Annotated in this window: 12 protein-coding genes; 5 read left to right on the top strand and 7 right to left on the bottom strand. The window is 44.4% G+C overall.

Annotated features, from left to right (window positions below; translation table 11 throughout):
- Position 1: 1 nt before the first annotated feature.
- The 3 genes from IM792_RS14535 to IM792_RS14525 all read right to left on the bottom strand — a co-directional run bounded on the left by IM792_RS14535 (position 2) and on the right by IM792_RS14525 (position 3759).
- On the bottom strand, positions 2-1516 hold the full coding sequence (locus tag IM792_RS14535; protein ID WP_194102612.1) for a sigma 54-interacting transcriptional regulator: 1515 nt from the start codon (positions 1514-1516) through the stop codon (positions 2-4).
- 155 nt (positions 1517-1671) lie between these two features.
- The gene (locus IM792_RS14530) at positions 1672-2769 is read right to left on the bottom strand and encodes a VWA domain-containing protein (protein WP_194102611.1); all 1098 of its coding nucleotides are present in this window, start codon (positions 2767-2769) and stop codon (positions 1672-1674) included.
- Positions 2770-2862: 93 nt separating this feature from the next.
- A complete protein-coding gene (locus tag IM792_RS14525; RefSeq protein WP_194102610.1) occupies positions 2863-3759 on the bottom strand; it encodes a carbohydrate kinase in 897 nt (298 codons plus the stop codon).
- 63 nt (positions 3760-3822) lie between these two features.
- Between IM792_RS14525 and IM792_RS14520 the strand changes: the two genes are divergently transcribed.
- Positions 3823-4242 carry a nuclear transport factor 2 family protein gene (locus IM792_RS14520; RefSeq protein WP_194102609.1) on the top strand — a complete coding sequence of 140 codons (420 nt, stop codon included), beginning with the start codon at positions 3823-3825 and terminating at the stop codon, positions 4240-4242.
- Between the two features lie 280 nt (positions 4243-4522).
- Here IM792_RS14520 and IM792_RS14515 read toward each other — a convergent pair whose 3' ends face one another.
- The 4 genes from IM792_RS14515 to hemW all read right to left on the bottom strand — a co-directional run bounded on the left by IM792_RS14515 (position 4523) and on the right by hemW (position 8345).
- The gene (locus IM792_RS14515) at positions 4523-5404 is read right to left on the bottom strand and encodes a cupin-like domain-containing protein (protein ID WP_194102608.1); all 882 of its coding nucleotides are present in this window, start codon (positions 5402-5404) and stop codon (positions 4523-4525) included.
- Positions 5405-5542: 138 nt separating this feature from the next.
- Positions 5543-6424: a cupin-like domain-containing protein gene (locus IM792_RS14510; RefSeq protein WP_194102607.1), complete on the bottom strand. Its 882-nt coding sequence runs from the start codon at positions 6422-6424 to the stop codon at positions 5543-5545.
- Positions 6425-6558: 134 nt separating this feature from the next.
- A complete protein-coding gene (locus tag IM792_RS14505; RefSeq protein ID WP_194102606.1) occupies positions 6559-7098 on the bottom strand; it encodes a fasciclin domain-containing protein in 540 nt (179 codons plus the stop codon).
- A 125-nt stretch (positions 7099-7223) separates the two neighbouring features.
- Positions 7224-8345 (bottom strand): radical SAM family heme chaperone HemW, encoded by a 1122-nt coding sequence (gene hemW, locus IM792_RS14500; protein ID WP_194102605.1) that lies wholly within the window; start codon positions 8343-8345, stop codon positions 7224-7226.
- Positions 8346-8421: 76 nt separating this feature from the next.
- Between hemW and IM792_RS14495 the strand changes: the two genes are divergently transcribed.
- The 4 genes from IM792_RS14495 to gldL all read left to right on the top strand — a co-directional run bounded on the left by IM792_RS14495 (position 8422) and on the right by gldL (position 12638).
- Positions 8422-9408, top strand: coding sequence for a DUF4271 domain-containing protein (locus tag IM792_RS14495; RefSeq protein ID WP_194102603.1), 987 nt, complete (start codon positions 8422-8424; stop codon positions 9406-9408).
- 32 nt (positions 9409-9440) lie between these two features.
- Positions 9441-10199 carry a uroporphyrinogen-III synthase gene (locus tag IM792_RS14490; RefSeq protein WP_194102602.1) on the top strand — a complete coding sequence of 253 codons (759 nt, stop codon included), beginning with the start codon at positions 9441-9443 and terminating at the stop codon, positions 10197-10199.
- A 230-nt stretch (positions 10200-10429) separates the two neighbouring features.
- Positions 10430-11749 (top strand): SUMF1/EgtB/PvdO family nonheme iron enzyme, encoded by a 1320-nt coding sequence (locus tag IM792_RS14485; protein WP_194102601.1) that lies wholly within the window; start codon positions 10430-10432, stop codon positions 11747-11749.
- 82 nt (positions 11750-11831) lie between these two features.
- Positions 11832-12638, top strand: coding sequence for a gliding motility protein GldL (gene gldL, locus IM792_RS14480; RefSeq protein WP_194102599.1), 807 nt, complete (start codon positions 11832-11834; stop codon positions 12636-12638).
- Positions 12639-12671: the final 33 nt, after the last annotated feature.

Raw genomic sequence — 12671 nt, 5'->3', positions numbered from 1 at the left:
GTTAATACCGGTCGTCGTCAAGGTCAATATCATCGTCCTCGTCGTCGGGCTGCAAATTAAACAAACTGTTGAACATGTCCGAAAACGCGAAGCCATTATCCAAAAATCCTTTGTTCAATTGCGAAAACTCGGCTAAACCATGCAGCACAAACTCCATCAGCAGCAATTGCTGGTTCTCGCTCAGCCTTGGGTGAAACTGTTTTACAAATGCCTTTAATCCCGGCACATCGTTCAGCAACTTTTTATAATCGGCAGCAGGCAAGATGTCAATCAGCGCTATGGTGTTGCCATTGCCAAACCAGTTCACAATTTCGGCATACGGGTTAGGCGCTTTTGATTTTTTGGCTTTCTCCGGATCAGGGAAGAATTGCAGCAGCAAGCTTTTAATGGCCTTGCCTATAAGCAGGTTAGCTACCTTAGCCGGGCCTTCCAACTCACCCTCGTAAACCAGCTCAATTTTACCGGTTATTGCCGGGATAACACCTAAAAAGTCGGTAATACGAACAAATGTGCTCGGCTCATGATTAATGATCATGCGGCGTTCGGCATTGCTGATCAAATTCTCATAAGCCGATATAGTTAAACGTGCGGACACGCCCGATTTTTTATCGATATACTCGGAGTTACGTGCTTCAAAGGCTATCTGCTCAACCAGATCCTTTACCAGCCCATCGGCCTCAATAGCTGTTTTTTGCTCCGATGTCAACAAGGCTTCCTGTTGGGTGATCTTACGCGATATCTCCACAGAGCGTGGATAATGCGTTAATATCTGGCTCTCTATACGGTCTTTCAGCGGCGTTACTATTGATCCGCGGTTGGTATAATCCTCCGGGTTGGCGGTAAACACAAACTGTATATCAAGCGGCAAGCGCAGTTTAAAACCACGTATCTGAATATCTTTTTCTTGCAGGATGTTGAACAGCGATACCTGTATACGCGCCTGAAGATCGGGCAGCTCATTAATAACAAATATGCCACGGTGCGCACGGGGTATCAAGCCGAAGTGAATAACGCGCTCGTCCGAATAGGTCAGCTTCATGGTAGCTGCCTTGATGGGGTCAACATCGCCAATCAAATCAGCAACGGTAACATCAGGCGTGGCCAGTTTTTCGGTATAACGCTCGGAGCGGTGCAGCCAGGCGATTGGTGTATTATCACCCTTTTCGGTAACGATGCTGTGGCCGAACCACGAGATAGGGTTCAGCGGATCATCAAACAGTTCTGACCCCTCGATATATGGCGTATATTCATCAAGCAAATTAACCAGTAAACGTGCTATACGTGTTTTGGCTTGCCCGCGTAAACCCAGCAACAATATGTTATGGCGCGACAAAATAGCCGTTTGCAGATCAGGTATCACCGTATCCTCAAAACCGATGATGCCCTGAAAGCCATCCTCACTTTTTTGAAGCTGCGCAATTAAGTTAGTTCTCAACTCATCCTTAACCGAGCGGCTGCGGTAATCAGTTTGCTTTAGCTGGCCAAGTGTTTTTATTTCAAGCAGTTTGTTACTCATTATTATTTATGATTGCACCGATTTATGTTTGATTGCACCGATGCGATTTTACAGATAGTGTAATTATGTTAGTTCAAAAGTCCTGAATATTCTGTTTCAAACAATGAGCTCAAAAATTCTGCCCATTCTAAAATTCAGTAAATTCAGGTTCAGAATCACCTCACCGTCCTTCTTCTATTCTTTATGTAATCCTCAAATATGTATTCGCCCAAACCGTTTAGTGAACTGTAGAACGCCTTGCCACCATTAGTTTCGGTAAACTGGCGAACAAATTGTTGCAGGTATGGGTCCTTAGCGATCATGAACGTGGTGATTGGTATTTTTAACCGCTTGCACTGCGCGGCCATGTTCAGCGTTTTGTTCACCACCTTGCGGTCAAGCCCTATGCTGTTCTTGTAATACCGGGTGCCCTCCTTTAAACAGGTTGGCTTACCATCGGTTATCATAAAAATTTGCTTGTTGTGTGTTTTACGCCTGCGCAGAATATCAGTAGCCAGCTGCAAACCCGCATAGGTATTGGTATGGTACGGGCCAACCTGTAAATACGGCAAGTCCTGCAAATTGATAGGCCAGGCATCGTTGCCAAAAACCACAATATCCAATGTATCCTTCGGGTATTTAGTGCGGATGAGTTCGGCCAGGGCCATGGCTACTTTTTTAGCCGGGGTTATCCTGTCCTCGCCATATAATATCATGGAGTGCGATATATCGATCATCAGCACGGTCGAGGTGAGGGTTTTGTAATCCATCTCCTCCACTTCCAGATCGCGCTCGGTCATCATAAAATCGCCAATGCCGTGGTTAACCTGGGCATTGTGGATGCTCTGCGTCATGTCTATCTGGTCGAGGCTGTCGCCAAACTCAAACTCACGGCGCTCGGCATTCTTTTCATCGCCCTGGCCTGATTGCGGTGAGCGGTGATTACCCTTGCCTGATTTTTTAAGCTTGCCAAATATTTCCTCTAATGCCGACTGGCGAATGCTCTGCTCGGTTTTGGCGGTGATGCTGAACTGTCCGCTGCGGCCATCCTCATTTAAATAGCCACGTTGCTTTAGCTCGTCAATAAAATCACCCATGCCATATTCATCATTGGTGATATTGTATTGTTTATCCAACTCATTCAGCCAGGCCAATGCTTCTTCAGCATCGCCGGAGGTGTAGTTGAGTAACTCAAGGAATAGTTTTAGCAGTTCGTCAAAACCACCCTTGGGTACTTGCCGGGGAATAAACTGTGAAAAACCATAACCACGCATATTTGTCCTTTCCTTGAACTTAAATTAACGGATAATTTTCCTGAAAAGTTTAAGCACCCCGGTTTTGTGGAACAGGAATGACAATGCCGCCGACTATTTGCCTTCAGACAATGCCGCGCGTATCGCCCTGATCTCCTCTTTGGTATACTCGGGGTTGGCACCGCGCCTGGTGGTTACGTATGCACCCACCGCGCAGGCTTTTTCAAGCACCTGCTCCATCGGGCTCTCTTTTAACAAGCCTTTTATAAAGGTGGCTAAAAAAGCATCACCGGCGCCTACAGTATCTTCAACCTGTACTTTAAAGCCCGGGTGTTCGTAAATCTTTCCGTTATGCAGCACCATGGCACCTTTGTCGCCACGGGTTACACATATTGTTTTAACATGATATTTCTTTTTGAACTCGATGATATGTTCCTTCAAATTATCATGGTCCTTAGCGCCAACCAGCAAGTAAGCTTCCTCCTCGTTCATCTTCACCACATCGGCCTTGGCGGCCAGGGTTTCAATGGTTGATAGCTCAAAGTGCGGGGCACGCAGGTTAACATCAAATATTTTTAATGCTGGTGATTCATCCAGCAGCGTACGCAGCGTGTGGCGGGTGGTTTTGCTACGCGATGCCAGGCTGCCATATACTATGGCCGATACCTTTTTGGCATGTTTGCGTAAACCCTTTTCGGCCTTTATATTATCCCACGATACGGGTTCGGGTATAATATAGGTCGCCTGGTTATCGGCATCAAGCTCAACGGTAACCTCGCAGGTTGGCAACTCGTTGTCATGCTGCAGGCAAGCACAATAAAGGTTGTTCTCCTTTAAAAACTGCTCAAGCTCCTTTCCTGATTCATCATTACCGATGCGGCTTGCAAATGAAACCTCAACTTTTTGCTGGGCCAGGTGGCGGGCCACATTCATAGGCGCTCCTCCGGCTTTTTTGCCATCAGCAAAAGTGTCCCATAAAACCTCGCCAAAACATAGTACATGTTTCTTCATACCATAAACCAATTTGGTACAAAGCTACAAGGTTAATGTGAATTAATTGTTTTATTTTAGGACATGAAACGCATTTTGTCCCTATTTATACTCCTTCTATGTGTTATTGTTACACATGCGCAGGATAAGCAGGCAATACTAAAGGTACTTGATAAGCAGCGCCAAGCCTGGAACAATGGCGACATTGAAACCTTTATGCAAACCTACTGGAAATCAGACTCATTGACTTTTGTAGGCAAAAGCGGCCCAACCTACGGCTGGCAAAACACAATGGACAACTACAAACGCGGCTATCCCGATAAGGCGGCCATGGGCACCCTCACCTTCAAGATATTAAAGGTAAACCTGATAGATAAAACCAACGCCTTTGTGTTAGGCGGCTGGAACCTGAAACGGGAAAAGGACGCGCCGGGCGGTTACTTCACTTTATGGTTTCGCAAAATAAAGGGCGAGTGGCTTATCGTATGCGATCACTCGTCATAACGGCATGGGGCAGTTCATATTCGAATTCTTTTTCGAGGTAATATTTCGTGATGTTTTTTGTGGAGCAATTCGCTTTATCGGCGTATGCGTGCTATACTTCATGGGCATAGTGCGGGAGCTTTTTCAACCCAACAAAAAATCGCATACAATAAAGGAGTTATGGAACGCCGACTTTAATAAAAAAGACCCGGTTATGATAAGCTCTGAAAAAACAGGGCAAATAATAACCGGGCTATGTTTTACAGGCGCATGCCTGTTTATTGTACTTCACTAAGATGCTTTACAACGGCAGGCCATCGGCAAGTGCTTTTTCGGCACGTTTAATGGCTACGCCTTCGCGGTATTTGGCATACTTTTCTTTAAAGGCCATTTTAAGCACACTATCTAATCCGCCTTTTACAGCCAAATTGTAAACGCTGGCTGCCTTGCGGGATAATGAAGCATCCCATGCGCGCAGGCTTAGTGAAAATGATCCGTCAAGATATTTCATCCAATGCCAGTAACCGGTAGGCATAAACAGGGTATCGCCATGCTCCAGGAAAACTTCCTGCCCTTCAACGCCATCCAATGCCGGGAATTTGCTGATATCCGGATCAGCAACATCATAATCCTCCAGCGCGTAAGTTGCATTAGGTAAGCAGTACAGGCGTTCTTTCCACTTGTTCTCAAACAATATTACATGCTTGCGGCCACCAAAGTGGGTGTGAAATATATGCGGAAGATCGATATCGTAATGTAAAAAAGTAACCGAGTTTGATCCGCCGAAGAACATGGCAGGCATGCTTTCAATAAAACCGCCCATCAGTTCCTTTGGCAACACAATATCATCCAGCAGTTGCGGGGCATGTTTAAATATATTAAAGAAGAAAATACGCAGCTCGGTAGGTTGCGATTTTATCAGATCGATATATTCATTAAAAGGCATTACCGCTGCCGAAGTATTGATCGGCTTCGCCGGATCGGCCTTTGAATTATCGTAAAGTGGTACGCTTTTGTCGCCCACAATTTCTTTCATGTACTCAGCCGTCCATTTTTCGCGGGCAGGCCAGCTTTTGGTAAGCCCCTTTATAACCAACGGACGACGGGCGTCAAGATAGTTTTTTTTAAAATCGGCAGCAGAAATGTTCTCTACTGTATCGACGCCTGAAAGTTTGAATCCCATACAAATTACCGGAATATATGTTTTAGCCGGATCGTATAAAATTACTGTTTTTATATTATGAAATGGTTAATAATATAAATATAATGGGGATAATCACTTTTAATGACATCCCCATTACAACAATTTTGTTTAAAACAACTATACAGGTTTACCATTTGCAAGGGCTTTATTAGCTCGTTTAACGGCCAGATCTTCCTTCCAATCCATGTAACGTTTTTTGAAACGGCCTTTCATAAAATCATCAAACTTGCGTTGCACGGTAAGGTTGTACAAGCTATGCGCCTTTATGGCCCATGATCTGTCCCAGGCACGCAGCGATATGGAGAACGAGCCATCCAGATACTTCATCCAATGCCAAAAACCGGTAGGCATGAACAGGGTTTCGCCATGCTCTAATATGGTTTCCTGCCCTTCAATGCCATCCAGCGCCGGGAATTTTTCAAAGTCGGGGTTCGCTATATCGTAATCCTCCAGCGCGTAGGTAGCAAACGGCATGCAGTATAAACGCTCGCTCCATTTTTGCTCGAACAATATAATGTGCTTACGCCCATGAAAATGCGTGTGGAATATGTGCGCCATATCTATATCGTAATGCAAAAAGGTTATTGAACCCGCTCCGCCAAAAAACATGTTGGGGTATTTATCCAAAAAGCCTCCCATCAGATCGGATGGTGAACGGTAATCGTCCAGTAGTTTCGGCGCGAACTTTATCGGATCAAATAAAAATATCCGCAGATCGGTAGGTTGCTTTTGTATCAGATCGATATAATCAGCGAACTTCATATCAGCCGCCGACGCGTTGATCGGTGCCGAGGGGTCGGCCTTTGAGCTATCGTAAAGCGGCACGGTTCTGTCGCCTACCACCTCCTTTAAATATTCAAACGTCCACTTTTGCAGTGCAGGCCAGGTTTGGGTAGCCTTGCGTATAACAAGCGGTTTACGGGGTATCAGGTAGTTGTTAATAAAATCCTCTTTTGTGATATTATCAACCTTATCAATTTGGGTTAGTGTAATGCCCATGTTCACAAATAATTAACATCCAAAATTAATTATTTAACAAATATCATCCATACCAAAATGGGTTTTTGATATGGTACTGACAAAAAAAGGGCCGACAAATTGCCGACCCTTTTAACGCATTCATAATTGGTTAATTAAGGCATTAATACGGTATTCACTACATGAATTACACCATTACTCTGATTAACATCAGCAATAGTTACCCATGATTTACCGCCCTTAGCATCAACAAGGTACACCTTGCCGCCTTCAACTTTTACTGTAAGTTTTTCGCCTTGCACTGTGGTTAATGTTGGGGTTGCCGATTTGGCTTTGGCCATTAAATCCTTAGCGCTCATTTTACCGGCAACTACGTGATAGGTTAATATTTTGGTAAGCGTAGCCTTGTTTTCAGGCTTAACCAAGTTATCAACTGTACCGGCTGGCAATTTGTTAAAAGCCTCGTTAGTTGGCGCAAAAACCGTGAACGGGCCTTTACCTTTCAAGGTTTCAACCAATCCGGCTGCTTTAACAGCGGCTACAAGTGTGGTATGGTCTTTTGAGTTAACGGCATTGTCAATAATATCCTTGTTCGGATACATTGCCGCGCCACCAACTACTTTGGTTTGGGCATAACTTTTAGGCGAAATTGCAATAGCTGCTATTACAAACGCCGCGATAATTAATCTTCTCATTTTAATATTGGTATGTTTATAATAGATGTACGCTTGCAAACACAAGCACGGATTGCAAAAGCAGAAAAACACATGCAATCAATTGAAGATCAATATACTAAAGCAAACCCATCCAGGAATAACACCTAAAAGAACAGCTCCGACGCTATGTGATCAGCATAAAGTTTTCCCTCAGATGTCAAATAGAGCGTTCGCTCTTTTTGCAGGAGCCATTCCTTTTCAAGAAATTCGGCGGCACGGGGCAGTAGTTCATCCGCGGCACCGGCGGCTATTTGGTTAAGCCGGTTCAAATCAAGCCCCCACATGGTGCGTAGCGATGTCATGATGTATTCGTTCAGCCTGTCTGCCTCGGTAAGCACCTCTGTTTCGGCAGGTATGGTTCCCAACTCTAACGACTGTATGTATTTTGGATTATTAGCCACATTCCACTGCCGGGTTTCGCCATTAAATGAGTGTGCAGATGGGCCGATGCCCAGGTACTTCACCCCTTTCCAGTAATTGGAGTTATGGCGCGAGTAATGGCCAGGCTTGCAAAAGTTTGATATTTCGTACTGTTCAAAGCCCTGCCTTTCCATCGCCTCTATTAAGTAGGTGAACTGGGCGGCGCTTTGCTGCTCGTTCATGGGTGGTTGTTTTTTTTTGCTGATGAATGATGCCAGGGCGGTTTGCGGCTCCACCGTCATGGAGTAGGCCGATACATGCGGAACGCTCAACCCGAAAACCTTTTCAACATTCTGCTTCCATTTGGTATCGGTAAGCATGGGGTAACCATAAATCAGGTCGACCGTAATATTCTCAAACCCGGCATCCTGCGCGCGCATTACCGAAGCCTCAGCTTCGCTGGCCTGGTGGGCACGGTTCATCCAAAGCAAGTCATCATCAAAAAAGGATTGTATACCGATGCTGAAGCGATTAACATCGGTTTGCCTCAACTCATTCACCTTAGCCTTATCCAGATCATCGGGGTTAGCCTCCAGGGTAATCTCAGCACCGGCGGCAACCGTATGCAGGCGGGTAATAGTATCAAGCAGTCGGTTTACTTCGGCACCTGTGAGCAACGATGGGGTGCCTCCGCCAAAATATATGGTTTCAATGGTTTCGCTTTGCAGATAAGTTTTTTGCAGTTCAAGCTCCCGCAGCATGGCAGCCAAAAGCTCATCCTTATATTTTAATGAAGTACTGAAATGAAAATCGCAGTAATGACACGCTTTTTTGCAAAAAGGTATATGTAAGTAAATTCCCGCCATCCGATGGGCAAAAATACCGATTGACAAGCAATTAATAGTCAGTACATCTTAATTAACAGCCTAAACCCTTACCTTTGTGCCAGTTTTGACACGCTTATTAGCCATATTACTTTTTTTAAGCACGCTATGCGGTACCGCGTTCGCGCAAACCGACAGCACCGAAACCGAGCTGATACCAGAGGCTGATACCGGCTATTACGAAGCCCCCCGCCAAATGCACATGCTCGACTCAGTAGCCATTGCGGCAAAACTACAGGAGCAAGCCGTGTCCGACTCGCTGGCCATGCTCTACATCCAAGCACCCGACCCTGAGCGCCCCAACCAGTTTGTTGAACAAATGCTGGATAAGTACCTGTACAAAGGCTACGGTTTTTGGGATATAAAACCCGCATCAAAAGCTACGGCGGGTACCGGCATTGGCCGTACCGTGCGCGGGCAGTGGGTAATAGGTATTGTTATTGCCCTGCTGCTTTACACCGGCTTTTTACGTTTGACCATAGGGGGCGAGATAGATAATATACTCCGCTCGGCATTTAAAATGCAGCTATTTTCGCAAGGCGAGGAAGGGTCGCCTATTAGCTTTTGGGTATTTACAGGGCTGCTGGTATTGTTCGGCTTCACGTTCGGGTTGTTTCTGTACCAACTATCGGTACATTACCAGGTTTACTACCAGGTGGCGGGAATGGCGCTGTATCTGTCGCTATCAATGGCGGTACTTTTACTGTTCGCCTTAAAAATAATACTGCTTAAGTTTTTGGGATGGGTTTTCGCTATAAAAGAGGTGGTAGAGCGCTACATTACCATTTTATGCTTAACCTACTTTACCGTTGCTATACTGTTTTTACCGGTGGTAATTTGTTTAACATTAATTAATCCGCAGTTAACAACTTTAGTATTATTAATGGCATTGGTTATTGCCGGCGTAATTTTAATTTGGCTGTACCTGCGTAACAGCGTAATTATTATTTCAAGCTTTAAATTTCCAAAATTTTATTTATTTCTCTATCTTTGTGCCCTCGAAATTTGCCCTATTTTAATTTTGATAAAGGCACTTAATATATAATATAATTGATTAGTTATTACGGAGATTGACTTTTGGAAGACAGAAAAAAGAGGGTTAAAAGCATTTTGGTTACATTGCCTAAACCCGAAAATGACAAAAATCCATACGCTGAACTGGCTAAAAAGCTAAATCTGAAAATTGACTTCAGATCGTTCATTCACGTAGAGGGTGTACCAGCCAAGGATTTTCGTAAAGAGAAAATTAATTTGGCCGATTTTACAGCGGTAATTTTTACCAGCCGCAACTCAGCCGACCACTTTTTTCGCATTTGCGAGGAGATGCGCTTTGAGGTACCTGTTGATATGAAGTACTTCTGCTTATCAGAAACCATAGCGCTTTACCTTCAAAAATATATTCAGTACCGCAAACGTAAGATATTCTTTGGCAAGCAAACTGCCTCTGATTTGGCCGAGGTATTGAAAAAGCACTCAGGCGAAAAATTCCTGTACCCATGTTCGGACGTTGCAGCTGAGGAAACTCAAAAATTCTTGTTAGAGAACGGTTATAACTTCACCCCTGCGGTATTATTCCGCACTGTGTGCAGCGACTTGTCAGACCTGGCCGAAGTATTTTACGATGTGATCGCTTTCTTCAGCCCGTCGAGTATACAATCTCTGTACAAAAACTTTCCCGATTTTAAACAGAATAATACACGCATAGCCGCTTTTGGCGCCACCACGCACAAAGCAGTATTAGAAGCGGGCCTTATTTTAGATATTCCGGCACCTACGCCGGCAGCACCTTCAATGACCATGGCCATTGATCAGTACTGTAAGCAAGTAAATAAATAACTGTTACCAAACAGTTATTTATTTACTTTTTTGCAACCCTTTCCCCTTATTTTTCGTTAATATCGTACTTACAGACGCTTATTTGTAATTGAACGGTTTATAGTTTTATACAATTAAAGCTGTAAATTGCACAATTGCATTTGCAGCTATATGGTTATATTTTTTGTTTAAGAAGTTAAAACTATATATTCGGACATTTGTAAGTGTATTTACAGATAGGTTAACACCACATGAAAAAAATTTACTTTTATATATTTCTGGCCGGTTCGGTGCTTTCTGCCTGTAAAAGCAGTGATCGTGGCGAACTAACGGGGGTGCCTCAAAAATCGTTCAGATCAGAGGTACCGTACAACATGGTTTACATACCCGGAGGCTCGTTTTTGATGGGTCAAACTGATCAGGATGTTACTTTCTCGCAAATAGCCCAAACTAAACAGGTGACCGTATCACCTTTTTTTATGGATCAAACCGAGATATCAAACACACAGTATAAACAATATGTAAACTGGGTGCGCGATTCAATAGCCATCACTAATTACCTTAACGACCCAAAATATTACATACAACCCCGTGGCGGCAACAATGCCAACGCTAATAATAATGCAGCTGGCCGCAAGTTCATCAACTGGGATTATGTAAAAAAGAACCCTATCTGGAATTTCAGGGGTAACAATGCCGGTAACGCTGCCAAGCTTGACGGTATGTACTACCAGGGCGACGACCGCGTGTTTGACCGTAACGAGGTTGACGTGCGTCTGCTTAAATACAACTACTCTATTATGGTAATGCGCGATGCCGCCAACCATAAAAACGATAAAAGCGCCAAACGTTCTGATTTCATTTTCCGCGATACGGTGAATGTTTACCCGGATACGCTGGTTTGGTTAACCGATTTCTCGTACGCGGCCAACGAGCCAATGGTTGAGGGTTATTTCTCTCACCCGGCCTTCCGTAACTACCCTGTTGTGGGTGTTACATGGCGCCAGGCACGTGCCTTTACCGTATGGCGTACCCGTTATAACGATGCTTATAAAGATTCGCGCCGTTTACCGCACCGTATGCCATACAGCCTGCCTACCGAGGCCGAGTTTGAATATGCCGCGCGTGGTGGCCGTATTGGTACTGATTACCCCTGGGGTGGCCCTTACGTTAAAAATGCCAAAGGCTGTTTAATGGCTAACTTTAAGCCCGGCCGTGGTAATTATACTGATGATGGCGGCGCTTACACGGTAAACGTACGCTCGTATTTCCCTAATGATTACGGCCTGTATAACATGGCCGGTAACGTAGCCGAGTGGACAGCATCGGCCTACGATCCATCAGCCTCAACTTTTGTGCATGATATGGCCCCAACCTTTAACTACGAGGCCAAAGCGACAGACCCTGAAGTATTAAAACGCAAGGTAGTTCGCGGCGGATCGTGGAAAGATGTGGGTTATTTCCTGCAAAATTCAACCCGCAGTTATGAGTACCAGGACACTGCAAAATCGTATATCGGTTTCCGTTGCGTAACCCACTTTGTTGGCCGCGATATTAGAGATAAACGATAATTAACAATAAGTTCAACCTTATTGCGCTAACATTGTATTTTACTTTGATCAACATTATATAATCCCTCATACTATACATCTTATGGCTCTCAAGAAAAAATCATTCGGCATTGATAACATTATTTCAATTGGTGCTACCGTTGTAATCATAGGTCTGTTATTTAAGATTAACCACTACCCCGGCGCTGAAACTTTGATCGCTGTGGGTTTAATTACCGAAGCCGTTCTGTTCCTGATATTAGGCTTACAGCGCGATACCGAAGAAGTTGACTGGACGCGTGCATACCCTGAACTGGATGCCAACTACAATGGCGAATTACCAACCGTTACCGCACGTGTTGCTGCACCTGCGCAAACAGGTTTTTCAAACACTGCCGCACTTGACAAGATGTTGAGCGATGCCAAAATTGGCCCTGAACTGATCAGCAGCCTTGGCGATAACTTAAGAACCTTTGGCGATAAGGTTGCCGCTATATCAACTGTTGGCGATGCAGGCGTTGCCACTAATGAATACATTACCAAGTTAAAAACAGCTACTGCCAGCTATGATAAGCTGAGCTTATCTTTCGAGAAAGCATCGGCAAACCTGTCTGAAATGGCTAACTCAAACGTTGATTCAAAAGCATACCATGATCAGGTAAACAACCTGGCCAAAAACCTGGGTGCCTTGAACGCTGTTTACGAATTGGAGCTTCAGGATTCAACTGCTCATTTAAAATCAATGAACACGTTTTATCACAATCTGTCGCTTACCATGCAAAACTTTAACGAGTCTATTGAGGATTCGAAAAACTTTAAGGAAGAGGTTGGTCGCTTAGCTAAAAACCTTGCTTCGTTAAACGCTGTTTACGGCAACATGCTTACTGCCATGAGCCAGCCACGCGTTTAATTAAGTAATTAACAGAATTTAGTATCAACCCAA

Origin of the sequence: Mucilaginibacter sp. JRF (assembly GCF_015223065.1) — a bacterium.
GTDB lineage: Bacteria > Bacteroidota > Bacteroidia > Sphingobacteriales > Sphingobacteriaceae > Mucilaginibacter.
Note: the sequence above shows the minus strand (reverse complement) of the source record. Positions and strands in the feature narration are given on the sequence as shown.

Coding starts and splice junctions, on each gene's coding strand:
- IM792_RS14535 (WP_194102612.1), bottom strand. CDS start 1,516: ATGAGTAACAAACTGCTTGAAATAAAAACACTTGGCCAGCTAAAGCAA.
- IM792_RS14530 (WP_194102611.1), bottom strand. CDS start 2,769: ATGCGTGGTTATGGTTTTTCACAGTTTATTCCCCGGCAAGTACCCAAG.
- IM792_RS14525 (WP_194102610.1), bottom strand. CDS start 3,759: ATGAAGAAACATGTACTATGTTTTGGCGAGGTTTTATGGGACACTTTT.
- IM792_RS14520 (WP_194102609.1), top strand. CDS start 3,823: ATGAAACGCATTTTGTCCCTATTTATACTCCTTCTATGTGTTATTGTT.
- IM792_RS14515 (WP_194102608.1), bottom strand. CDS start 5,404: ATGGGATTCAAACTTTCAGGCGTCGATACAGTAGAGAACATTTCTGCT.
- IM792_RS14510 (WP_194102607.1), bottom strand. CDS start 6,424: ATGGGCATTACACTAACCCAAATTGATAAGGTTGATAATATCACAAAA.
- IM792_RS14505 (WP_194102606.1), bottom strand. CDS start 7,098: ATGAGAAGATTAATTATCGCGGCGTTTGTAATAGCAGCTATTGCAATT.
- hemW (WP_194102605.1), bottom strand. CDS start 8,345: ATGGCGGGAATTTACTTACATATACCTTTTTGCAAAAAAGCGTGTCAT.
- IM792_RS14485 (WP_194102601.1), top strand. CDS start 10,430: ATGAAAAAAATTTACTTTTATATATTTCTGGCCGGTTCGGTGCTTTCT.
- gldL (WP_194102599.1), top strand. CDS start 11,832: ATGGCTCTCAAGAAAAAATCATTCGGCATTGATAACATTATTTCAATT.